Origin of the sequence: Streptomyces lonarensis (genome assembly GCF_012033735.1) — a bacterium.
Taxonomy (GTDB): domain Bacteria; phylum Actinomycetota; class Actinomycetes; order Streptomycetales; family Streptomycetaceae; genus Streptomyces; species Streptomyces lonarensis.
In genome coordinates this window covers 15,754-39,070 of the sequence record NZ_JAAVJD010000024.1, presented here as the reverse complement: position 1 = coordinate 39,070, position 23,317 = coordinate 15,754, and the positions used below count along the sequence as shown (strand labels likewise).

General features: G+C 73.6%; 19 protein-coding genes and 2 pseudogenes. 10 read left to right on the top strand and 11 right to left on the bottom strand.

All coding sequences use genetic code 11. The features are described 5' to 3' along the window. Positions 1–28: 28 nt before the first annotated feature. The 6 genes from HCN56_RS05645 to rocD form a co-directional block, all read right to left on the bottom strand. Positions 29–1,000: a glycine betaine ABC transporter substrate-binding protein gene (locus HCN56_RS05645; RefSeq protein WP_167968362.1), complete on the bottom strand. Its 972-nt coding sequence runs from the start codon at positions 998–1,000 to the stop codon at positions 29–31. A 250-nt stretch (positions 1,001–1,250) separates the two neighbouring features. After that, entirely contained in the window at positions 1,251–2,819 is a 1,569-nt protein-coding gene (locus HCN56_RS05640; protein ID WP_167968361.1) for a GMC family oxidoreductase, read from the bottom strand. Between the two features lie 42 nt (positions 2,820–2,861). Beyond that, positions 2,862–4,358: an aldehyde dehydrogenase family protein gene (locus HCN56_RS05635; protein ID WP_376770844.1), complete on the bottom strand. Its 1,497-nt coding sequence runs from the start codon at positions 4,356–4,358 to the stop codon at positions 2,862–2,864. A 280-nt stretch (positions 4,359–4,638) separates the two neighbouring features. After that, positions 4,639–5,628, bottom strand: a complete 990-nt coding sequence (locus HCN56_RS05630) for a malate dehydrogenase (protein WP_167968359.1) — start codon at positions 5,626–5,628, stop codon at positions 4,639–4,641. Positions 5,629–5,698: 70 nt separating this feature from the next. Next, a complete protein-coding gene (locus HCN56_RS05625; protein ID WP_167968358.1) occupies positions 5,699–7,420 on the bottom strand; it encodes an integrase in 1,722 nt (573 codons plus the stop codon). Between the two features lie 133 nt (positions 7,421–7,553). Further along, positions 7,554–8,777: an ornithine--oxo-acid transaminase gene (gene rocD, locus HCN56_RS05620; protein ID WP_167968357.1), complete on the bottom strand. Its 1,224-nt coding sequence runs from the start codon at positions 8,775–8,777 to the stop codon at positions 7,554–7,556. Positions 8,778–9,325: 548 nt separating this feature from the next. Here rocD and trpS point away from each other — a divergent pair. The 3 genes and pseudogenes from trpS to HCN56_RS26205 all read left to right on the top strand — a co-directional run. Next, the gene (trpS, locus tag HCN56_RS05615) at positions 9,326–10,336 is read left to right on the top strand and encodes a tryptophan--tRNA ligase (protein ID WP_167968356.1); all 1,011 of its coding nucleotides are present in this window, start codon (positions 9,326–9,328) and stop codon (positions 10,334–10,336) included. Positions 10,337–10,563: 227 nt separating this feature from the next. After that, a complete protein-coding gene (locus HCN56_RS05610) occupies positions 10,564–11,133 on the top strand; it encodes a 2'-5' RNA ligase family protein (RefSeq protein ID WP_167968366.1) in 570 nt (189 codons plus the stop codon). 139 nt (positions 11,134–11,272) lie between these two features. After that, positions 11,273–12,064, top strand: a pseudogene (locus tag HCN56_RS26205) (YihY/virulence factor BrkB family protein); the annotation flags it as partial. Between the two features lie 61 nt (positions 12,065–12,125). Here the strand turns inward: HCN56_RS26205 and HCN56_RS25745 are convergent. After that, positions 12,126–13,445: a D-alanyl-D-alanine carboxypeptidase family protein gene (locus HCN56_RS25745; RefSeq protein WP_209312390.1), complete on the bottom strand. Its 1,320-nt coding sequence runs from the start codon at positions 13,443–13,445 to the stop codon at positions 12,126–12,128. A 219-nt stretch (positions 13,446–13,664) separates the two neighbouring features. On the opposite strand from HCN56_RS25745, the gene HCN56_RS05600 reads away from it, so the two are divergent. From HCN56_RS05600 to HCN56_RS05575, 5 genes and pseudogenes are all read left to right on the top strand, one after another. Next, the gene (locus tag HCN56_RS05600; RefSeq protein WP_167934306.1) at positions 13,665–13,940 is read left to right on the top strand and encodes an SCO4848 family membrane protein; all 276 of its coding nucleotides are present in this window, start codon (positions 13,665–13,667) and stop codon (positions 13,938–13,940) included. Beyond that, complete coding sequence (locus HCN56_RS05595; RefSeq protein WP_167968365.1) at positions 13,940–15,313, top strand: metallophosphoesterase; 1,374 nt, start codon at positions 13,940–13,942, stop codon at positions 15,311–15,313. Before HCN56_RS05600 ends, HCN56_RS05595 begins: the two co-directional genes overlap by 1 nt. A 493-nt stretch (positions 15,314–15,806) precedes the next feature. Then, positions 15,807–16,319 (top strand): carboxypeptidase-like regulatory domain-containing protein, encoded by a 513-nt coding sequence (locus HCN56_RS05590; RefSeq protein ID WP_167968355.1) that lies wholly within the window; start codon positions 15,807–15,809, stop codon positions 16,317–16,319. A 109-nt stretch (positions 16,320–16,428) separates the two neighbouring features. Continuing rightward, a pseudogene (locus HCN56_RS05580) lies at positions 16,429–18,060 on the top strand (ABC transporter substrate-binding protein). A gap of 369 nt (positions 18,061–18,429) precedes the next feature. Further along, positions 18,430–19,428, top strand: coding sequence for a hypothetical protein (locus tag HCN56_RS05575; protein WP_167968352.1), 999 nt, complete (start codon positions 18,430–18,432; stop codon positions 19,426–19,428). Between the two features lie 64 nt (positions 19,429–19,492). On the opposite strand, the gene HCN56_RS05570 is transcribed toward HCN56_RS05575, so the two are convergent. The 4 genes from HCN56_RS05570 to HCN56_RS05555 form a co-directional block, all read right to left on the bottom strand. After that, the gene (locus HCN56_RS05570; protein ID WP_167968351.1) at positions 19,493–20,863 is read right to left on the bottom strand and encodes an FAD-binding oxidoreductase; all 1,371 of its coding nucleotides are present in this window, start codon (positions 20,861–20,863) and stop codon (positions 19,493–19,495) included. A 104-nt stretch (positions 20,864–20,967) separates the two neighbouring features. Continuing rightward, positions 20,968–21,201, bottom strand: a complete 234-nt coding sequence (locus HCN56_RS05565; RefSeq protein ID WP_167968350.1) for a hypothetical protein — start codon at positions 21,199–21,201, stop codon at positions 20,968–20,970. A gap of 26 nt (positions 21,202–21,227) precedes the next feature. Continuing rightward, the gene (locus tag HCN56_RS05560) at positions 21,228–21,767 is read right to left on the bottom strand and encodes a hypothetical protein (protein ID WP_167968349.1); all 540 of its coding nucleotides are present in this window, start codon (positions 21,765–21,767) and stop codon (positions 21,228–21,230) included. Further along, on the bottom strand, positions 21,764–21,955 hold the full coding sequence (locus tag HCN56_RS05555) for a hypothetical protein (protein WP_167968348.1): 192 nt from the start codon (positions 21,953–21,955) through the stop codon (positions 21,764–21,766). The genes HCN56_RS05560 and HCN56_RS05555 overlap by 4 nt, the downstream gene beginning before the upstream one ends. A gap of 116 nt (positions 21,956–22,071) precedes the next feature. Here HCN56_RS05555 and HCN56_RS05550 point away from each other — a divergent pair, with 116 nt between their 5' ends. Both HCN56_RS05550 and HCN56_RS05545 read left to right on the top strand, forming a co-directional pair. After that, entirely contained in the window at positions 22,072–22,926 is an 855-nt protein-coding gene (locus HCN56_RS05550) for a helix-turn-helix domain-containing protein (RefSeq protein ID WP_312871066.1), read from the top strand. Continuing rightward, the gene (locus tag HCN56_RS05545; protein WP_167968346.1) at positions 22,923–23,135 is read left to right on the top strand and encodes a DUF397 domain-containing protein; all 213 of its coding nucleotides are present in this window, start codon (positions 22,923–22,925) and stop codon (positions 23,133–23,135) included. Before HCN56_RS05550 ends, HCN56_RS05545 begins: the two co-directional genes overlap by 4 nt. The last annotated feature ends 182 nt before the right edge of the window (positions 23,136–23,317 follow it).

The window sequence follows — 23,317 nt, the reverse complement described above, 5'->3', positions numbered from 1 at the left end:
CGCTCGGACCGGGGGAGGGGCGAGGGCGTCAGCCCTCGCCCAGCCACCCCGCTATGCGCTCGGTGTTCTTCTCCGCCCAGCGCGCGGCCGCGCCCTCCGGGCTCATCCCCTCGGCGGCGATCATCCGCGCCACCTCGTTCTGCTCCTCCGCCGTCCAGGAGAAGTCCGTCAGGAAGGCCGCGGCCTCACCGCCGTGCTCCGCGAAGACCGCGTTGAGGTACTTCCGCAGCGGAATGTCCGGGTAGCCGCAGCGGTCCGGACCGCCCTCCCGGTGGCAGCCCGCCGTGTGCTCCGGCAGTTCCACCTCCGCCAACTCCAGCTCCTCGTGCAGCCAGTGCGGCTGCCACCAGTTGGCGAGCACCGCGCCGCCGTCGCGGTCGGCGCCGCGCAGCGCCTCGATCAGCTGCTCCTCGCCGCCGGCCGGCACCGTCGTGTACGCCAGGTCGAGCGCGTCGATCAGCGCCTCGTCGTGCGAGGCGTCGTCCGGACCGCCGGTCAGCAGCCGGCCCCGGCCGTCGCTCTCCGCCGACGCGAACGTGTCGGCGTACTCGTTGAGGTTCCGCCAGTCGAGCACCCCGGGGTTGGCCGCGGCGTAGCCACCGGGCACGTACCAGCCCACCCGACCCACCGGGCCGAGGTCACCCGCGGGCACCACCGACATCCGCTGCGCCGTGTACAGGCGGCGCTTGTCCGGGCTGGCACCCCAGTCCTCCAGCACGACCTGCACCCCGCCCTGGTCCAGCTGGTCCCACGCCTGGCCGGGGGAGAGCTCCCGCAGCCGGACGGGCACCCCCAGCTCCTCGCGCAGCACGTGCGCGGCCACGGCGGCGTTCGCCTGGCCGCCCGTCCACGCCGGCATCGCTATCACGACCTCCGGGAACGCGCCCGCGGCCTGACCGGTCCCGGAGGTGCACCCGGCCAGGACGACCAGCGCCAGAGCAGTCCCGGCGGCCGGCAGGCGGAGCGCGCGCTGCCCTGTCTCCACTGAGGTGGTCCCCACTTGTCCGCAGATCGGCGATGTACCGAACACATTAGCCACCGAGGCGGTCGCCGGAAAGCGCTGAGCGGCCCGGGTCGCCGTGCGACGGCGGTGGTCCGGTGGCGGGTCGGAGCGGGTGTCACACGGCGGTTCGGACGCCGGACGCCCGGTGCGGACCGGCCCCCACCTGCTCGGCACGGCGGCGTCCGATCGCGTCGCGGCCGGCGGGCCGGGCCACCGGCCGCCACCCCACCCGCCGCCGGGGGTGCGCTCAGCCTTGGCGGAGCAGCTCGGCCGCCCGCTCGCCGACCATCAGCACGCAGACCATCGGGTTGACCGCGGGGATCGTCGGGAAGACGGAGGCGTCCGCGACGCGCAGCCCCGCCACCCCCCGGACCCGCAGCGCCGGGTCCACCACCGCGTCCCGGTCGTCTGCCGCCCCCATCCGGCAGGTGCCGGCCGGGTGGTACACCGTGTGCGCGGCCCGCCGCGCGTAGGCGCTCAGCTCCTCGTCCGAGTTCAGCTCCGGACCCGGGCAGACCTCGCGCACCAGCCACGACGCCAGCGGCTCGGTCGCCGCCACCTTCCGCGCCAGCCGGATGCCGTCGACGAGCGTGCGCGCGTCGTGGTCCCCGGGGTCGGTGAAGTACCGGAAGTCCAACGCCGGCAGGACGTCGGGATCGGCGCTGGTCAGGTAGAGCCGCCCCCGGCTGCGCGGCTTGGGCACGTTCGGCGTCAGCGACACCCCGTGGGCCGGCCTGCGGTACCCCAGCCGCTCCGGGTTGTCGGTGAAGGGCACCTGGTAGAAGTGGAACATCAGGTCCGGTCCCGGCGACGCGGGGTCGCGGCGCACGAAGAGCCCCGCGTCCGAGTCCATCGCGGAGTTCTCCGGTATCGGCCCGTCCGTTTCCCAGACGATCACCGACTCGGGATGGTCCAGCAGGTTCTCCCCGACGCCGGGCAGGTCGTGCCGGACCTCGATCCCCAGCCGGTCCAGCTGCTCGCGGGGCCCGATCCCGGAGAGCAGCAGCAGCCGCGGTGTGTCCACCGCCCCGGCGCACACCACCACCTCGCGGCGGGCCCCGAGCACCGCCGTCGCGCCGTCCGCGCCGCGGACCCGCACGCCCGTGGCGCGGCCGTCGGCGTCCACCTCCAGCCGCAGCGCCCGCGTCTCCAGGAACAGCCGCAACCCCGGCCGGTCCCCGGCCGCCAGGTGCGGATGCAGGTACGCGGCCGACGCGGAGGACCGCTGGTTGGTCTCCGGGTGGTAGGCCAGGTCGAAGAAGCCCGCGCCCTCCACGAACGGCGCCGCGTTGAACCCCTCGACGTGCGGCACCCCCAGCGCCTCACCGGCGGCCGTCACGAAGTCCCGGGCCACGGCGTTGCGGTCCGCCTCGCCCACCGGCGTGATCCTGTTGCGCAGCCGGTCGAAGTACGGGTCCATGGCAGCCGCGCCCCACCCCTCGGCCCCGGCCGCCACCCACTCCTCCCAGTCCGAGGGCAGCGGGCGGAAGCTGATCAGCGTGTTGTGCGAGGAGCAGCCGCCGAGCACCCGTGCCCGGCTGTGCCGTATCAGCGAGTTCCCCCGCGGCTGCGCCACGGTCGGGTAGTCGTAGTCCAGCTCACCGCCGAGCAGCCCCTGCCAGCGGCGCAGCGTCAGGACCTCCGGCCGGTCCACGTCGGAGGGGCCGCCCTCGATCAGTGCGACGGTGAGGTCGGGGTCCTCCGCCAGCCGCGAGGCGATCACCGATCCCGCGGTGCCGCCACCGACGACGACGTAGTCGAACACCTCGCCGGGCCCGTCGGCGGTGGCGCGCGCAGTGGGGCTCGGACGCTGCATGGTGGTCCTCCCGGGGGCCGGTGGGTTGGGTGGCGCGGTGGATCAGCCGGCGAACCAGCGGACGGCCGCGGGGCGGAGGTTCTCGTACACGTGCTTGGTCTCGCGGTACTCGGCCAACCCCGCCGACCCCAGTTCGCGGCCGGTGCCGGAGCGGCCGTAGCCGCCCCACTCCGCCTGCGGGAGGTAGGGGTGGAAGTCGTTGATCCATACCGTGCCGTGGCGGAGCCGCCCGGCGACGCGGCGCGCCCGGGCGGTGTCGGCGCTGAACACCGCGCCGGCCAGGCCGTACTCGGTGTCGTTGGCGAGGGCCACCGCCTCCTCCTCGGTGCGGAACGTCTCCACCGTCAGCACCGGGCCGAAGACCTCCTCCCGCACCACCCGCATCTCGCGGTGGCAGCGGTCCAGCACCGTCGGGGAGTGGAAGAACCCGCCCGCGGGCAGGTCGGGGCCCGGCGCGGGGCGGCCGCCGCCGGCCCGCAGCACGGCGCCCTCGGCCAGCGCGTCCGCCACGTGCGCCTCGACCTTCGCGAGCTGGGCTGCCGAGACGAGCGGCCCGCACTCCACGTCGGGGGCGGTGCCGCGTCCCAGCCGGATGCGGTCGGCGCGGGCGGCGAGCTCGGCGACGAACCGCTCCCGGACGCTCTCCTCCACGATCAGCCGGCTGCCCGCCGAGCAGACCTGGCCGCTGTGGGCGAACGCCGCGTTGAGCGCCTGGTCCACCGTCGCGTCGAACCCGTCCTGTGTGGCGCAGGCGTCGGCGAAGACCACGTTGGGGTTCTTGCCGCCCAGCTCCAGCGCCACTTTCTTCACCGTCGCGGCCGCAGCGGCGGCGACCTTCGTACCGGAGGCCAGGCCGCCGGTGAACGACACCAGGTCCACGTCCGGGTGGACCGCCAGCCGGGCGCCGACCGGGTCGCCCGCGCCGGTGACCAGCCCCGCCACCCCGGCGGGCAGACCTGCCTCCGCCAGCAGCCCCAGCAGGTGCACGGTGCTCAGCGGGGTCAGTTCCGACGGCTTGAGGACGAGGGTGTTGCCGGCGGCCAGCGCGGGCGCCACCTTCCAGGAGGCCTGGAGCAGCGGGTAGTTCCACGGCGTGATCAGCGTGCAGACCCCGACGGGTTCGTGGACGACCGAGCTGTGCACGTCCGGCGTCCCCGCGTCCACGACGCGCCCGGCCGGCTCCGACTCCACCAGGGTCGCGAACCAGCGGAACGCGGCGGTCACGTCGTCCACGTCGACGCGGCCCTCGGCCAGCGTCTTCCCGGTGTCACGCGACTCGGTGAGGGCGATCTCCTCCCGGTCGCGGACCAGCAGGTCGGCCACGCGCCGCAGCAGCGCCGCGCGCTCCATCACCGGCGTGCGCGGCCACGGACCGGAGTCGAAGGCGCGTCGCGCCGCGGCGACGGCGGCGTCGGCGTCCCGGACACCGGCCTCGGCCACCGTGGCCAGTACCGACCCGTCGGCCGGGTCGATGATCTCGCGGGTGGCGCCGTCGGCGGCGGGGCGCCACACGCCGTCGATGCACAGGGTGTCGGTCACCGGCACGGTCAGGCCTCCGAGGTGCTCGGCCCCGTCGTCCCGTGGGGCCCGGACGTCCGCCGGGGAGCCCGCGGCGGCCGCCCTCTCCCTGCCCCGCCCGCGCGCCGCGCATGTCGCCGGCCCCGGCGGTGTGGCCTTCGTCACCCCCCGGGCCCCGGTGCCGCTGGGGCGCCCGCGCCCGTGGCGGCCGCCGGGCCCGGGACGCGCCGCGGCCCCCGGCGGGAACGTCGGGGGCCGCAGCGGCGGACGGAGTCGTCCGCGGTGGAGCGAGGGGACCGGATCAGATCAGGCCGAGGGCGCGGACCGCGTCCCGCTCCTCCGCGAGCTCCTGCACGGAGGCGTCGATGCGGGCGCGCGAGAAGTCGTTGACCTCCAGGCCCTGCACGATCTCGTAGGAGCCGCCCGAGCAGGTGACCGGGAACGAGGAGATCAGGCCCTCCGGCACGCCGTAGGAACCGTCGGAGGGGATGCCCATCGAGGTCCAGTCGCCCGCGGCGGTGCCGTTGACCCAGGTGTGGACGTGGTCGATCGCGGCCGAGGCGGCGGAGGCGGCCGAGGAGGCGCCGCGCGCCTCGATGATGGCGGCACCGCGCTTGGCGACGGTCGGGATGAACTCGTCGGCCAGCCAGGTCTCGTCGTTGACGGTGGCGGCGGCGTTCTTCCCGGCGACCTCGGCGTGGAAGATGTCCGGGTACTGCGTCGCCGAGTGGTTGCCCCAGATGGTGAGGCGGCGGATCTCGCTGACCGGGGTGCCGGTCTTCGCCGAGAGCTGCGACAGCGCGCGGTTGTGGTCCAGGCGGGTCATCGCGGTGAACCGCTCGGCGGGCACGTCCGGGGCGGCGGCCTGCGCGATGAGCGCGTTGGTGTTCGCCGGGTTGCCGACGACCAGGACCTTGATGTCGTCCGCGGCGTGGTCGTTGATGGCCTTGCCCTGCGGCTTGAAGATGCCGCCGTTGGCCTCCAGGAGGTCACCGCGCTCCATGCCCTTGGTGCGGGGGCGGGCGCCGACCAGCAGCGCGATGTTGGCGCCGTCGAACGCGACGTTCGGGTCGTCGGTGATGTCGATCGAGCCCAGCAGCGGGAAGGCGCCGTCGTTCAGCTCCATCGCGGTGCCCTGCGCGGCGGGCAGCGCCGGGGTGATCTCCAGCAGGCGCAGGTTGACCGGGACGTCCGGGCCGAGCAGCTGACCGGAGGCGATGCGGAACAGCAGGGCGTAGCCGATCTGGCCGGCTCCGCCGGTGACGGTGACGTTGACGGGAGTGCGGGACATGGCTGCCTCTCGGTTGGGTTCATCGGTCGGCGCGGGTCACGGCCGGGTCCCTCGTCGACATCTCTCTACGTCAAGAGACCCGGCGCCAGGTTATCCGACCCCGCCCGCCCGGCCGAGGCACCCTGCGAACGCCCTGGGCCGCAGGCCCCGGGGAGCCCGTCACGGCGGCTCCAAGAGCCTGACGACCGACAGCCCGGTCTCCCCGCCGACCAGCTTCAGTGCCACGTCCGCGCGCGCTGCCAGGTCCAGGGGCGGCAGGCTCTGAGCGCGTTCGGCGTGCACCACCCGGTCCAACCCCGCACCGACCAACGGTGCGGCGGTGCGGAGGGACGCCTCCAGCGTCACCTCCCGCGTCGAGCCGCTGCAGCACGACGTTGCGCGTGCGGTAGAGCCGCCTCAGGGTGATGCGGTGGGTGGCCACGACATTGCCGAGTACCCGTCGGGGGTCCTGGAGCAGTGCGGCCATGCGCCGCGCCGCGGGGAGGTCGCTGTGCCTGGTGCGCGACCCGGAGAAGTCGAGCGCGTCAGGACCGTGGGCCGCGAGAGCGTCCGCCACGCAGGTGGCACGCTCCAGATTGGTCGTGCACCGCGCGAGCTGTTCGGAGAGGCGGTCCGGCCGGGGCGGTGCGTGGCGGTGCGCGAGGGCGGTGAGTTCCGCTCTGGGCCAGGAACAGGCACTGATGTGGGCCAGCCTGTCGGCTGCAACTGCCTTGCCCGAGCGCTCGGCCTCCTGCGGATCATCGGGGTGCGAGAGCAGCGCCTCGATGGCAGCCCAGGCGCCCGCGACTGCGGGGCCGAGCGGACTCTGGTTCACCGGGGCGGCGAGTTCCAGCGCGTCGTCGACGCGGCTGCGGGGCTCGGAGACCTGGTACAGATGCCCCTCGGTCACGAGGCTGAGAACATCGGCGCCGCGCGCCGGAGGGCGGAAAGGAATCGGCTGCGCGTGCCCTGCCACCCACATGTGCGGCAGGGGGACAACACCTCCCCGGTGGCGACGGAGGAACGAGGACCGGGCGATCATGCGCTCGACGACCTGGCGGACCTGCTCGGCGGCGCCGTACGGGTCGAGAGCCGTGACGCCGATGAGGAAACCGCCACCCGGCCGCACGTTCGCCGTGCTGTGGCCGTGGAGGCGCAGCCACGCGACTACCTCTGCCTTGGACAACCAGTGCGGCAACGACTCCGCCAGGTCGCGCCGAGGAACCCCCGAGAGCGCGGCGAGTACGTGGTACGGCCCTGGCGTGCGCCGAGCGAGGTCGGCGGCGCTCGTCGCGATACGCATGAGGTCCGCCTGGTCGGCGGTCAACCGAGCCGCCCAGGAACGCAGGTGGGTGGCGCTCCAGCCCAGGTCCAGCAGGTGGGCCGCCACCGTGCGGGCGAACCGCTCGGGGCCGGGGGCCGGGCTGCCGTTCATCGCGGAGGCCCACCGATCCAGGTAGCCGGGCCGCGCGTGGTCGATGACCTCGCGCAGACGTCGCCTCGCCGGACTGGGCTCTGGCAACGGCACGGAGAGCAGCGACGTCAGCTCCTTCCGCAGCTCGCGTTCGCCGAGTCCGACGTCCGGACCGGTCAGCGTCCGAAGTTCCGCCCGCTGCCAGTCGCAGGCGGCCTGCGAGAGCACCCCGCGGGCGTGCCAGTCACCGGCTTCCCAGAGCTCTTCCAGGGAGAGCAGGGAGCCGATGTCCCACAGTCGGCGCGACCACGGGGTGCCCTCGTCGGTGAAGAACTCCGTCAGCCGGGCCAGCACATGCCGTGCCTCTGACTGTGATGCGAGCGGTGATGATTCGAGCACGGAAAGTAGAGTAGTGGCGGGCGGGCTGTGCTACCGTCGCAGCAGGCTTGAAGGGGCACTCGCCGGAGACGGCTACTGCCCCTTTTTCTTTGCCCTGGTCACGCTTCCCGGCTCGGTTCGCACCGGCGGGGGGTCAGGCGGGCGGGCGGGTGGTGAGGACGGCGCGGAGTTGGGCGAGGCCGTGGTCGAGGTCGTCCTTCGACACCACCAGCGGCGGGGCGAGCCGGATGGTCGAGCCGTGGGTGTCCTTGACGAGCACGCCGCGGGCCATCAGCCGCTCGGAGATCTCCCGGCCGGTGCCGAGCGCCGGGTCGATGTCCACGCCGGCCCACAGGCCGCGGCCGCGGACCTCCCGGACGCCGTGGCCGACGAGCAGGCCGAGTTCGCGGTGGAGGTGCTCGCCGAGGTCGGCGGCGGCCCGCTGGTGGTCGCCCTCCCGCAGCATCGCCACCACCTCACGGGCGACGGCGCAGGCCAGCGGGTTGCCGCCGAAGGTGGAGCCGTGCTCGCCGGGGCGGAAGACACCCAGCACCTCGCGCGAGGAGACCACGGCGGAGACGGGCACCACACCGCCGCCGAGCGCCTTGCCGAGCACGTAGACGTCGGGCACCACGCCTTCGTGCTCGCAGGCGAAGGTGCGGCCGGTGCGGCCGAGACCGGACTGGATCTCGTCGGCGATGAACAGCACGCCGCGTTCCCTCGTCAGCTCCCGCGCCCCCGGCAGGTAGCCGGCCGGCGGCACCAGCACGCCCGCCTCCCCCTGGATCGGCTCCAGCAGCACCGCGACGGTGTCGTCGGTGACCGCCGCCGCCAGGGCGTCGAGGTCGCCGTAGGGGACGATGTCGAACCCCGGGGTGTAGGGGCCGTAGTCGCGGCGGGCCTCCTCGTCGGTGGAGAAGCTGACGACGGTGGTGGTCCGGCCGTGGAAGTTGTTCGCGGCGACGACGATGCGCGCCCGGCCGTCGGGCACGCCCTTGACGCGGTACCCCCACTTCCGGGCGGTCTTCACGGCGGTCTCGACCGCCTCCGCGCCGGTGTTCATCGGCAGCACCATGTCCATGCCGCACAGCTCGGCCAGCTCGGCGCAGAAGTCGGCGAACTGCTCGTGGTGGAAGGCGCGGGAGGTCAGCGTCAGCCGGTTGAGCTGGGCGTGGGCCTCGGCGATGAGCCGGGGGTGGCCGTGGCCGAAGTTGAGCGCCGAGTAGCCCGCCAGCATGTCGAGGTAGCGGCGCCCCTCCACGTCGGTCATCCAGGCGCCGCGCGCGGAGGCGATGACCACGGGCAGCGGGTGGTAGTTGTGGGCGCTGTGCTCCTCAGCGGCGGAGATCAGCTCCATCGATGATCGTCCGGTGGTCATGAGGTCTCCTTGTCGGTGCGCGGTCGCGCCGCGCGGTCGGGGTCCGCGGATGGGGTGCGCTGCTCGCATCGGGTCGGCCGGGCGGACGGCGGTCCGACGGCCGGTGGTCGGGCAGAGGGGCGAGGGCGGGGCGTGGTCGGCGGCGGGGCGTTGACGGCGGCGGGGCGTTGACGGCGGTGGTCCGGGCCGGCCCCCGCGCCGACGGTGGATACGGCGGCGCCGGACGGGCCGGCGGGTGGTGCGCGGGACGGCCGGCGGCGTCCGGACGGCCGGACGCCGGCCCGGCGCGTGGGCTGCGGCGCGCACCGGTACCGGGCTCCCGTGCCCCGGTCGGCGGCGCTCTCTGCCCTGCGCCGTTCGTCCCCTTCTATCGTCGTCCGCCCGGGGCGGGGGGAAACCTCCGACATGCCCCGGGCGCCCGGTTGCGGCGGCCTTTCCCGGGCTGCGACGCGCCCCCGCGCGGCGTCCGTGCGCTGTGACGCACCCCATCCGCGCCCGGTGCCCGATCCGGGACGGACGCGCCCGGTCGCTCTGAGACAATGACCGGCATGGCCAGTGACCGTCCCCGGGTGCTCTCCGGTATCCAGCCCACCGCAGGCTCGTTCCACCTCGGCAACTACCTGGGCGCGGTGCGTCAGTGGGTGGCGCTGCAGGAGACGCACGACGCGTTCTACGCCGTGGTCGACCTCCACGCCATCACGGTGCCGCAGGACCCGGCGGGGCTGCGCGAGGCCACCCGGCTCGCCGCGGCCCAGCTCCTCGGCGCCGGTCTGGACCCCGAGCGCTGCACCCTCTTCGTGCAGAGCCACGTCCCGGAGCACACCCAGCTGGCCTGGGTGATGAACTGCCTGACCGGGTTCGGCGAGGCCGGGCGGATGACGCAGTTCAAGGACAAGTCGGCGAAGGTCGGCGCGGAGCACACCTCGGTGGGGCTGTTCACCTACCCGGTGCTCCAGGTCGCGGACATCCTGATCTACCAGGCGGACGAGGTGCCGGTCGGCGAGGACCAGCGGCAGCACATCGAGCTGACCCGGGACGTCGCCGAGCGGTTCAACTCGCGGTACGGGAAGACCTTCACGGTGCCCGCCCCGCACATCACCAAGGGCGCGGCGAAGATCTACGACCTGCAGGACCCGCAGATCAAGATGAGCAAGTCGGCGTCCTCGCCGAAGGGGCTCGTCAACCTGCTGGACCCGCCGAAGACGACCGCGAAGAAGATCCGCAGCGCCGTCACCGACACCGGCACCGAGGTCCGCTTCGACCGCGAGACCAAGCCCGGCGTCAGCAACCTGCTCACCATCCACTCCGCGCTGTCGGGCATCGCCGTGCCGGAGCTGGAGGAGAAGTTCGCCGGCCGGCTGTACGGCGCGCTGAAGGCCGAGGTCGCCGACGTGGTCGTCGGCTGGACCACGCCCTTCCGGGAGCGGGTGGAGCACTACATGTCCGACCCCGCCGAGCTGGACCGGCTGCTGGCGCGCGGCGCGGAGAAGGCGCGCGTGGTGGCCGCCGCGACGACCGCCGAGGCGTACGACAAGGTGGGGTTCCTGCCGCCGCGCTAGCGGCGGGCGGGACGGGGGCGCCCGCGGGCCGTGTGGCGGCGCGGGCGCGGCACGCGCCCCGCGTGCGCCCCACAGGGCCACAAGCCCCCCGAAGGAAGGGCCGAAGACCGCTCGCACAACGCGTCCGTAACGGCCACACTGGCACCGCGGTGGTCGCGGCCCCCGGGCCCGGCACGCCGCCCGGGCCGCGCCGGGAGACGCGGCACGACGACAGGAGGGACATGGTGGTGGCAACCGTCACCCTGGGCGTCTCGCTCGCCGTCCCGGAGCCGTACGGCAGCCTGCTGCAGCAGTGCCGCCTCGACTTCGGGGACGACGCCGCGGCCGGTATCCCGACCCATGTCACCCTCCTGCCACCGACGGAGGTCGCGGCCGACACCCGTCCGGAGATCGAGGACCACCTCGCGGCGATCGCCGCCGCGGGCCGGTGCTTCCCGATGCGGCTCTCCGGCACGGGAACCTTCCGTCCGCTGTCGCCGGTCGTCTTCGTGCAGGTCGTCGAGGGCGGGTCGGCGTGCGGCTGGCTCCAGGAGCGGGTGCGTGAGCCGGGAGGCCCGCTCGACCGGGAGCTGCGCTTCCCCTACCATCCGCACGTCACCGTCGCGCACGGCATCTCCGAGGCGGCGATGGACCGCGCGGAGAAGGAGCTCGCGGACTACCAGGCCGCGTGGACCGCCGAGGGGTTCGCCCTGTACGAGCAGGGTGAGGACGCCGTCTGGCGGCTGGTGCGCGAGTTCCGGTTCCCGCACGACGGGGTCCCCACGCAGAACTCCGGGCTCCGCCACCAGGCCGTCTGAGCACGGCCGGGCGCAGCCCCACCTGAACGGCCACACCGGGCCCGTCACGGCGGGCAAGGCGCTGGGCCTGACCTGTCCGTGCGTGTCGGGCCCGCAATACGGCCGGACGGGCCGTCGGGCTCCTACCGTGGTCGGCCTCATGGATGAGCAGACGAAGCAGAAGCTGGTCGGTCTACCCCTCGTCGGCCCGGTCGTCGCCCGGCTGCTGACCACCCGCGCCTGGCGGGTGTACGAGCACATGGAGGCGCACACCTACGCGCGGCTCGCCGCGTCGATCACGTTCATCAGCTTCCTCGCGCTCTTCCCCGTCCTGGCGCTGGGCGCGGCCATCGGCTTCGCCTTCCTGTCGCAGGACCGGATGTCGACGGTGGAGGACTGGTTCTCCCGGCAGGTCCCCGGTATCTCGGAGTCCCTGGACCTCCAGTCGCTGTTCGACAACGCCGGCACCATCGGTGTGATCGCGCTGGTGCTGCTGCTCCCCACCGGCGCCGGGTGGGTCGAGGAGCTGCGCGGCTGCCTGCGGTCGGTCTGGGACCTTCCGGAGCCCACCGACAACTTCCTGGTCCGCAAGGTCAAGGACCTCGGTGTGCTGGCCGGGCTGGGCGGGGTGATGCTGCTGTCGCTGGCCGCCTCCACCGTCGCCGTCTCGGCCGTGCAGATCGGCACCCGCTGGCTGGGGGTCACCGGCACCGCGGCGGGGGTCGGACTCCAGCTGGTCGGCCACCTGCTGGCCATCGGTGTCACCGCGGTGCTGATGTTCTACGTCCTGGTGTGGCTGCCGGGGGTGCGGCCCCCGCGCCGCGACGTCGTCGTCGCCTGCCTGCTGGGCGCGGTCGGGTTCGAGGTGCTGAAGTGGGCGCTCAGCGGCTACCTCACCGGGGTGGCGGCCAAGAGCATCTACGGCGCGTTCGGTGTCCCCATCGCCCTGCTGGTGTGGATCAACCTCATGGCCAAGCTGCTCATGTTCTGCTGCTCCTGGACCGCCACCGGCCTCACGCCGGAGGCGCGGCCCCAGGCGGACGCGCTGGAGACCGACGACCCCGGAACCGACGACCCGGAGGCGCAGCCGCCGGCGACGGACGACGACGGATCACCAGGTACGCCGCCGACGCCGCCAGCAGCAGACCGCCCGAGCCGATCAGGGTGACCAGCGCGGCCTCGCGGCCCGCCGCCCCCGCCGTGGTGGTCCCCGGCGCCACCGGCGGCGGGTCGGCGCTGCCGCCCCGCGCGGTGGTGTCGGGCGCGGCGGCGGCCTCCTGGCCGGCGGCCGGCACCAGCTCGCCGACCGGCTCGACCTTGCCGGAGGCGGCGAACCCCCAGTCGAGCAGCGCGGCGGACTCCCGGTAGACGGCGAGCCGGTCGCCCTCGGGGTCCATCGCCGTCACCAGCAGGGTGCGGCCGTCCCGTTCGGCGGCACCGGTGAAGGTGTAGCCGGCCTTCGAGGTGTAGCCGTTCTTCACCCCCATGATCCCGTCGTAGGGGGAGAGGTCGCCGTCGCCGATGATGAGGCGGTTGGTGGACTGGATCTCGTACCCCTCCCGCTTCTTTCCCTCGCCCCGGCCGGGGAAGGTGAACCGGCCGGTCGCCGCGTAGGCGCGGAACTGCTCGTTCTCCAGCCCGGCGCGGGCGATGAGGGTGAGGTCGTAGGCGGAGGAGACCTGACCCGGACCGTCGTAACCGTCCGGGTTGACGACCTTGGTGTCGAGGGCCTGGAGTTCGCGGGCGCGTTCGTTCATCTCCCGCACCGTCTTCTCCTTGCCGCCGTTGAGTGCGGTCAGCGCGTAGACGGCGTCGTTCCCCGACGCGAGGAAGACGCCGTGCCACAGGTCGTCCACGGTGTAGTCGTGTCCGTCGGCGACGCCGACGGCGCTGCTCCCGGGACCCATGTCGAGGAAGTGCTCGGGCAGCGCGGTGTACGCGGCGGTGGGCTCGAACCGCGACATCAGGGTCTCGGCGAAGAGCATCTTCAGCGTCGAGGCCGGGGCCTGCGGCCGGTGCGCGTTGTGGGCGGCCAGCACCTCGCCGGTGTCGGCGTCGGCCACGATCCAGGCGCGCGCGGTGGTTTTCGGGAGCTTCGGCGCGCCCGCGCCGAGCTGCACCTGGGTGCCGAGGCGGCCCAGCAGCTCGCCGCCCACGGTCGAGAGGCCGGGCGGTGCGGCCGCCCCCGGCTCGGAGCCGGCGGTGGTGGTGTCCGTCCCGCCGGGGTCGTTGTCGTCGGCGTGCGCCGCGGGGGCGGCACACAGCAGGGCCGGCAGCAGGGCGGCGGTGGTGAGACACCCCAGAACGGCGCGATAAAGTGACAATCTGTTCATCGACACGACCTGAACGTACCCAGGACCGGTGCGTGCGCGACCACCCGGTGGCGCCGAACCGGTGACTCCCGCCGCGCATCCGGCGCAGCCGATGGTGCATCCGGGCGAGTGCCGCCCGCCTCCGGGCGGCCGGACCCGCCACGGGCGCCCGCGACGCCTCCGGTGATACTGGACGGGCAACGGCAGTCCCGGCTGCCCTCCCCGCTACGGAGACCACCTGTGAAGCTCGGCCGCGGTCCCTCCTGGTTCCTGCTCGCCTTCGGCGTGTGGAGCTGGTTCATCTGGATCAGTTTCCTGCGCAACCTCTACCGGGACGGCAGCGGCCTCGCGTTCGATGCCGACGGGGACCCCACAGGGTACTTCTGGGTGCACCTCACTCTCACCGTCGTGTCTTTCCTGCTCGGCACCGCCATCGGTGTCATCGGTTTCCGCAGCCTGCGCGTCCTTCGTCGTGAGAGCGGCGACAGCGCCGGTCAGCAAAGGGGTAGTTCGTGATGGTCGTGTTCTTCACCGTGATCCTCTCGCTCATCGCGGTGGTCCACTGGTATCTGTGGCTCCGACTGGTGCGGGACGTGTCGGAACGCGGCAGTACCTGGCGCAAGGTCGGCACGACCCTGCTGGTGCTGCTCCCGCTGCTCGTGGTCGTCTCCCGTGTCGGCGACGCCTACGAGGCGCCGTTCGCGCTGCGCCAGGTGCTTGCCTGGCCCGGCTATGTCTGGCTCGTGGTCCTGCTCTACCTGGTGCTCTCCCTGCTGGTCGGCGAGGCGGTGCGGCCGCTGCTGCGGCTCTGGCTCGCCCGCCGGGACGCGGCGCGCGGCCCGGCCGCCGACGGCGCGGGTGACCGCACCCGGGAGGCGGACGCCGCCACGGCGGCCGAGGACCGCGAGCACGCCACCGTCGCGGCCGAGAGCGCCACGGCCGACGGTGCCACCGGGGGCGACCGCCGGAGTGCCGACGCCCGCGGCGACGCGGGGGCCCTGCCCCCCGAGGACGCCGGCGCGGGCCGGGGCGACGAGGACGCCCCGACCGAGCGCGCCGGGGTCAGCCGCCGCATGTTCGTCGCGCGCGCCGTCGCCGTCGGAGCCACCGCCGTCGCGGTCTCCACCACCGGCTACGGCGTCTGGGCGGCCCGCCGGCTGGCCACCAAGCACGTGACCGTCCGGCTGGCCGGCCTTCCCGCCGCCGCGGAGGGCTACCGGATCACCGTCGTCGGCGACATGCACCTGAGCACCACGCTGGGGCGCTCCTTCTGCGAGCGGGTCGTCGCGGCGGTCAACGCCACCGACACCGACGCGGTCGCCATGGTCGGCGACCTGGTCGACGCCACCGTCCCGGACCTGCGGCACGCCGCCGAGCCCCTCGGCGACCTCCGCGCCCGCGACGGCGTGTTCTTCGTCACCGGCAACCACGAGTACTACGTCGGTGCCACCCCCTGGGTGGAGCACGTCCAGCGGCTGGGCATGACCTCCCTCGCCAACAGCCGCGTCGAACTGGAGGCCGGTTTCGACATCGCCGGCGTCAACGACATCGCCGCCGACGAGCGCGGCGGCGGCTACGAGGGCCCCGACTTCGCCAAGGCGCTCGACGGCCGCGACCCGCAGCGGCCGGTGGTGGTGCTCGCGCACCAGCCCGAGCTCATCCACACCGCGGTCGACCACGACGTGGACCTCGTGCTCTCCGGCCACACCCACGGCGGGCAGGTCTGGCCCGGCCCGATCATCGCGGCCCGGGTCAACCCGACCCTCGCCGGGCTGGAGCAGTACGGCGACTCGCAGCTGTTCGTCACCCGCGGTGCGGGCACCTGGGGCCCGCCGGTCCGCGTCGGCGCCGAGCCGGACATCACCGTCCTGACGCTCGCCCCCGCCTGACCCCCGCGGCACCCCGCCGCGCACCCGTCGCACCCACCGCTGTGCCCCCGGCAACGCCCGGGGGCACAGTCGTGTCCGCCGCGCCCGCCTCGCCGCCCCGCCCGAGTCGCCTCGCACGCGCCCGTTCCCGCGGAGCCGGCTGCCCCCCGTGCCCGGGTTCGTTCCCGCGGCGGGGTGGCCGATCCGGTGAAGCCCGGTTGACACGCCCGAACGCGTGACCGGCATACAGATCGGTCCGGCAGCCGTGCCGACGACGCCGCCGCGGCCCGCGACCGGGGTCTTCGTGCTGTTCGGGGCGGGTTTGACCCCGCCCACGGCCGAGCAGGGACAGACCGGACGCCGCCGTCGGAGTGCAATGATTTCGACTTCCCGTCGCCTGTCGGTCAACTATTCGGGCGAATCTGGTGTCCTTTGATAACGACACGGCAACGCTGGGCAAGAGACCACGGCCCGCGCCGGGGCTCTCCGGGCGGGGTGGATGGGAGTGTGGGGCATGACGGATTCCCTGTCACGGGGCACCGTGGGAGCGGCCGGACCGGCAGATGAGGGCGGGTTCCCGCCGGTGGCGGGCGAGGCCGCGCCGCCCGTCGCAGCGGCACCCGGGACGGGGAGTGAGGGCCCCTCGGGCCCGCCGCCCGCCCCCGACTCCGCGGCCCGGACCGCGACTGTTCCCGACCCCGCCGTCGCGGAAGAGCCGCCGGGCGTGCCGGTCGCCTCGCAGGAGCCGCCGGTACTGGTCGTGAGCGGCGTCGTCCGCGACTCCCTCGGCGTGCTGCTGCCGCGCGCCGTCGTCACCCTCACCGTGCCCGGCGAGGGGGGTCGGCAGCTGGCGAAGACGCGCAGCGCCGCCGACGGCGCCTTCAGTGTGACGGCGCCGGGCAGGGGCGACTACCTCCTCGCTGCCTCCGCCCCTCAACTCGGTGAGGAGCGCGTGCTGTTGCGACTGGAGGACCACAGCGTCGAGGTCGAGTTCCGTGTGCCCGTCCCGGGTGCCGTAGCCGACTGACCACGGGGCGAGTTGTGGCCGGTCCGTTGTCCCCCGGCTGGTGCATGGGTGACCCCCCTGTGATTGGCTGACCCTCGCGCATAGGTCCGAGGCAAGAGAGGCAACCGTAGTGCGAGCGTTGGGGGCCAAAAAAGGCATAGGCATTGGCCTTGCCGTAGGTCTGGTAGTCGTAGCACTGGGAGGGTGGCTTCTCTTCCGGTCCAGTGGGGACACCAAGGAACCGATTGTGGTCGGTGTCACCGACCGGGTGGACAGTCTCGACCCGGTGGCGACCTACTCGTCCGGAGCCTGGGACCTGTACAGCAACATCTACCAGGGGCTGTTGACGATCAGCACCGGCTCCGAGGAGCCGGTGCCGGACGCAGCCGAGAAGTGTGAGTTCACCGACAACGCCTACCAGGTGTACCGCTGCACTCTCCGTGAGGGTCTGAAGTTCACCTCGGGTCGCGATGTCACGCCGGAGGACGTCGCGTTCTCCGTCGAGCGTTTCCACGTCATGGCCGACCGTCAGTAGGCCGAGAAGGAAGACGAGTCGATCCCCAAGAACGACAAGTTCGCCGTCAGCGGTCCGATTCAGCTGGTCCGCGGCGTCGAGGCGGTCCGCGTGGACGGCATGGACGTCATCTTCGAACTGTCCGAGCCGGACGTGACGTTCCCGTTCAAGATCGCGGGTGGTGTCGGTTCGATCCTCGACCGCGAGGAGTACGCGGAGGACGAGCCGACGGAGATCGCCGTGGGCTCCGGCCCGTACCGGATGACGGAGTTCTCCGACTACGACGAGGACTCGGACACCACCGGCCAGGCCGTCCTGGAGCCGAACCCGGACTACAAGGGCGCGCTCAAGGTCAGCGACTACCCGGTCACCCTGAAGTTCTTCGGCACCTCCGCCGCCCTCGAAGAGGCCTGGCGGAGCGGTGAGATCGATGTCAACGGCGGCAAGATGGAGCCGGAGGACATCCAGCGCATCGACCGCAACGACCTGGACATCCGCTACTCGGAGACCACCGGTCTGAGCATCCGCGCCCTGGTCAGCACCATGGACAGCGGGTCGCCGATGGCCGACAAGGAGCTCCGCAAGCTCGCCGCGATGCTGATCGACCGTGACGCCATCGCCCGCGACGTGCGGCTGCACACCGTGGAGCCGGCCTACTCGCTGATCCCCGTCGGTGTCACCGGCCACGGCACGCCGTACTACGACCTGTACTCGCAGGAGAGCGTCGACGACGCCATCGACGACGTGATGGCGTCCGGCACCAGCCTGCCGGTGAACATCACCCTCGGGTTCGCCGCCAGCGTCAACCAGCCCGAGGCCGAGCTGGTCGTCCAGCAGCTGGAGGCGGAGGGCGTCTTCAACGTCACGCTGGTGGAGGGCGACACGCCGGGCGCACTGCCGGGTGCCATGGACAAGAAGGAACTGGACGCCTACCTCATCGGCTGGCGCCCGGACTTCACCGACCCGGACACCTACACCGACGCGCTGCTCAGCTCCGACTCCGCCCTGGCCCACGGCCTGGAGAGCGAGGAGATGGCCGAGCTGATGCAGCAGACCCGCAGCGAGCTGGACCGCGGCAACTCGGGCGAGCTGTTCCGCGAGATCCAGATGCTGGCGGCGGAGGAGGCCGTGGTGGTGCCGATCTGGCAGGACCGCACCTTCGTGATCGCCGACCGCTCGATCACCGGTCTCCAGCATCTGCGGGACGCCGGCGGTCAGTTCCGCCTCTGGGAGCTCGAACGCTTCTGACGCCGCGCCGGGTACCCCGGCTCGACCGAGGACGCCTCCGACGGCCCCGGACCACCGCACCCCGTGCGGCGGACCGGGGCCGCCCGGCGTTGTGCCGGACGTGCCGGGTGTGCCGGGTCTCCCGGTGGCGCGTGCGGCGTCCGTTCCCGGCAGCGTCGATCGCCGTGGCCGCCGGTCCGGGTGCGCACGGAACGCACGCCACGGGGGTGCTGCCCGCCGGCGGCCCGGCGCCGCCCGCGCACGGCGGTTACCGGCCAGTTTCAGGACCCTGCAGGCCCCGGTGGTCCACGCGCCGGCCCACGCATCCGCCCGTACACCGGCCCCGGGCGGGGCGGCGTGGCCGGGGGAGCCGCGTGCGATGCTTCCGACATGGCACGTCTGCGGCACACCACCACCCTCCGCGTGGTCCCCCACGCCGAGCTGACCGCTCTGGTCGCCCAACTCCTCGACGTCCTGGCGCGGACCCGCGTGGTCGACGGCCGCATCGTCGCGGAGGACGGCCGCCGCGTGCCGGACGTCAGGCCACTCGGCGGCGACCACCTCCGCCCCGGTGCCGCCTACCGCTTCCAGGAGGCCGACCCGGCCGCGCGGCCCGACGGCCCCGCCGGGGAGGGCGAGACCGTCGACGTCACCCTCACCCGCTGGGACGCCGGGCGCGGCCTCGCCGTGGCCGTGGCGTCCGGCGAGATCGCCGGCGAGGCACGCTTCGCCACCCCTGCCGATCCGGCGCTGGTCACCGCCGAGGGCGCGGCCACGGCAACCACCGGGCCCGGGCCGCTGGGCGTGAAACGCATCACCGGCACGCTCCGCGCCGACATCGACGTCTGGTACTGCGCGGAGGGTGCGGTGGCGGTGGTGGCCCAGGCCGACCACCCGCTCGGCCGGGCCCGGGTCGAGCTGGCGACGACGCACACCAGCACGCCGGACGGCGACGGCTGGGAGGTGGCGGTCACGCTCACCCTGCACGGTCGCGGCCCGGCCCGGCCGCTCCTCGCCCCGGTGCTGCTCGCCGCCCGGGGCCGGCTCCGGCGTGGGCTCGCCGAGGTCGTCGACGATGCCGCCGCCACCTGGCACGGCGCCTTCCTCCCGTGGCTGGCGGAGCCGCCCGCCCGTCGGCGGCGCGACCTGCTGGACGACCTCTGCGGAGCACGCGGCGGTGGCGACCCGGGCCCGCACACGGCCGACGGGCACGGCACCGCCGGGACGCCCGGCGCCCCGGGGCTTCCGGGTGCGGGCAGTCCGGGTGCGGGCAGTCCGGGAGCGGAGGTTCCGGGGGCGGACGTTCGGGGAGGGGACGCCCCCGGCGACTCACGCCCGGCCGAGCGGGGCTCCGACGTCACCGGGCCCGAGGGCGGCGCCGGGGAGTGACCCGGCCGCCCGGCCGGGAGCACGCGCGGCGGGTCGCCCCTCGGGTGCCGTATCGTCCCGACGGTCAGAGCACCTTGCCGGGGTTGAGGATGCCCGCCGGGTCGAACGCCTCCCGCAGCCGCCGCTGCACTTCGACGCCGACCGGCCCCAACTCCCGTGCCAGCCACTCCTTCTTCAGCACGCCCACGCCGTGCTCCCCGGTGATGGTGCCGCCCAGCTCCAGTCCGAGCGCCATGATCTCGTCGAACGACTCCCGCGCGCGGCGTCCCTCGTCAGCGTCGGCAGGGTCGAAGCAGACCGTGGGATGGGTGTTGCCGTCCCCGGCGTGCGCGCACACCCCGATCGTCAGCCCGTGGCGCGCACCGATCGCGGCCACTCCCTCCAGCAGGTCGGCCAGGCGGTCGCGCGGTACGCACACGTCGTCGATCATGGAGGCGCCCTTGACCGCGTCCAGCGCGACCAGCGCCGATCGGCGCGCCGCCAGCAGCAGTTCGGACTCCGCGACGGTGTCGGCCGGGACGACCGTCGTGGCCCCGGCCGCCGTGCACAACTCGGCGAGCGCCGACAGTTCGGCGGCGGGGTCCGGCCCGTCCGAGGCGATCAGCAGCAGCGCCTCCGTCGTCGGCGGCAGCCCCATGTGCAGCAGCGTGTTGACGGCGCGGATGCTGGTTGCGTCCATCAGCTCCAGCATCGCCGGGGTGTGCCCCGCCGTCATGACGGCGCAGACCGCCTCCCCGGCTGCCCGGGCCGAGGGGAACTCCGCGGCCAGCACCAACTGCGGCGGCGGCAACGGGCGCAGCGCCAGCACCGCGCCGACCACCACCCCGAGCGTGCCCTCCGAACCGACGAACAGCCGGGTCAGGTCGTACCCGGCCACGCCCTTCGCCGTGCGGCGGCCGGTGCGCAGCAGCCGCCCGTCGCCAAGCACCACCTTCAGCCCGAGCACGTACTCGGCGGTCACGCCGTACTTCACGCAGCACAGCCCGCCCGAACCGGTCGCGATGTTCCCGCCGATGGTGCACTCCTCCCAGCTGGAGGGGTCCGGCGGGTACGTCAGCCCGTGCACCTGCACCGCCCGCGTGAGGTCGGCGTTGACCACGCCCGGTTCGACGACCGCGATGCGGTTGACCGGGTCGATCTCCAGGATGCGGTCCATGCGGGCCAACGACAGCACCAGCCAGCCGTCCGCGGCGTTGGCCGCCCCGGACAGCCCGGTCCGGGCACCCTGCGGGACGACAGGAACGCCCAGTTCGGTCGCGGTGCGGAGCGTGTGCCGCACCTGGTCCACGGTGCGTGCCACCACCACCGCGGCGGGCACCCCCGCCGGGCAGAAGCCGGCCCGGTCGCGGGCGTAGGCGACGGTGACGTCGGGATCGGTGAGGACCGCCTCGACCGGCAGGCCCTCGCGGAGACGTGCCACGAGGAGGTCGTCCATCACCCCAGCGTGGCACCGGCCGCCGGGGCGCGAAAGACCGCACGCCGCCGCGGCCCGCCCCTCGCCCGGATGCCGCGCCGTTCCCGCCGTGGCCGTTCCTCCCGTCACGGAGACGTGGCGGGGCGGGTACGCAGCGCGGTGTTGAGGATCGCGACGTCGTCGGTGGTGAGGTTGCCGAGGTGGACGAGGTAACCGGACCGACGGCATCCGTCGCAGGGGTCGAGCACATCGATGTCGTCCAGGCGTACGCCGAGCTCCTTGACATGGTTGAACAGCTCGCGGGCGGCGTCCTCGGCCTCCTCGCGGTCGGAGTTGGCGAAGCTGATGTCTTCGAACACGGTGGTTCCTCGGGGGTGGTGGTCGGTCAGACGGCCGGTGAGCGGGACGGCCCCAGCGCTACCGGGTGTTCCGGTCGCGGGAACAGCAGCGCGCGGGCATGGCGGCGGACAGGGCGGGCGGAGACGGAGTAGAGGACTTCGACCGCGCGCCCGCTGTCCGCTCCGGGGGCGCGGGAGTGCTGCCCGGCAGCGCAGATCCGGTCCGGACCGCGGGTGTTGACCGAGACCGGACGCCCGGCGAGCAGCGCCGCGAGCTGGACGCGGAGATAGGCAGTGTCGGCGGCCCAGTCGCGGAACACGGACGCGGCCTCGCAGTCGGGCCCGAGCGCGTGGCCGAGGCGCAGCCCTTCCTGCCGTATCCAGGTGAGCGCACCCCACGCGCCCGGCGCCCACCAGCCGCCGAGGTGCCACTCGCCGCCGGCGTCCGGCGACCGGGCCACCGTCTCGGCCCAGTAGCCCTGCACCCGCCACGCGGCGGCCACGGGGGCGTCCGCTTCGGTCACCGGCCCGTCGAGCGGCGACGTTCGCTCCACCGAAGGCCGGGCGCCGTTCGAGGGCGGGTTCACCGCTGCTCCAGTCGTGACAGGTGAGCGTCGATCTGAGCGGCGAGAAGCGCGCTCCGGGTGACGAGCTCGGCGAGCGTCGGTGCCTGAGCTGTCCGGTCGTCGGGGTGCGGCTCTGCCGGGCTGCCCGCGCCGCCCTCGGTCGGATCGTTCGCGAAGGGGCAATCGGCGAGGCATTTCTGATGCTTCATCAGCAGATCACGCTCTTTGTCGGTTCTGGTAACGCTTGGTGACTCCATGTGCTTCGATGGTTGCGTGTGGCCACGGTGGTGCGCCAGGGAGTCGGGTTGGACAGCTGGTGCTGTCCATGGAGAGCGGGAGCGGGGGAACCCTCATGAAGATCGAGTCGCCGGCAGGGGACGCCAGGGACGACGGCGTGTCGCCACTGGGGGCGTTCGGGCGCGAAGTGAGGTTGGAGCGCGAGCGTCTGGGGATGACGCGTGCGGAGTTGGGGAACCGGGCGCACTGCGGGTACTCACTCGTGGCGAAGATCGAGTCGGGGGACCGGGTGGCGGTGAGGGAGTTCGCCGAGGCTTGCGACGAGGTCTTCCCGCACGCCAACGGGCGGTTCGTGCGGCTGTGGGAACTGGTGCTGATGTTCGCCTACCCGAGCTGGTTCCGCCCCTACGTCCGGCTGGAGCAGACTGCCACGGCGATCTGTGAGTACCACCCTGTGCTGGTCCCGGGGCTGGTGCAGACCGAGGGCTACGCAAGGGCGATCTTCCAGGGGAGGCGCCCCCCGAACCTCGACGACCTGGTCACGGCGAGGATGGAGCGCCAGCGCATCCTGGCGAGGGAGGAGCCGCCTCGTCTCTGGCTGATCCTCGAAGAGGGCGTACTGCGGCGGACCATCGCCGAACCCTCGGTCATGGCAGGCCAGTTCGAGCAGCTGCGCCGCATCGCGACCAACCCGCACCACGTGGTTCAGTTCATCCCCGGCAGCACCGCCAGCTACCCGGCGGTCGGCTACCCCTACAGCGTCCTCTCGTTCGACGAAGGCGCGGACGTCGTGCACGCCGACGGGTTTCCGGCCGGTCATGTCATTGCCGAATCCGACGCTGTGAGGACAGCGCAGCGAGCCTATGATCTGCTCAAGGCCACAGCGTTGCCGCCGGAGGAGTCGGTGGCGCTGATCGACTCCGTACTGAAGGACCTGACATGACCGAGGTGCACCTGCCCGCCGCCACCGCCTGGCGCACGTCCACCTTCAGCGGGGACAACGGTGGCAACTGCCTGGAGGTCGCCGACGGGGTGCCGTCGGTGGTGCCCGTGCGCGACTCGAAGGTGCCCGGTGGCGCGGTGCTGCTGGTCGAGCACGCGGCCTGGTCCGCGTTCGTGGCGGTCGTGAAGCGCCGCGACCTCGCGAGCTGACCGCCGCTGTCCCCACCCGACGCGCACCATGCCGGATTTCGGCGGAGCGAACGACATTCGCTTTCAGGACCCGGGCTGGGTGGACCGTGTAGGTCCGTGGGGCCTCCGGTCGGCGGTGCGCTCGGTACGGGTTCGCGCGTCGGTGCCGGTCCGGTGCGGTAGCGCGCACGGCGGCGTTGAAC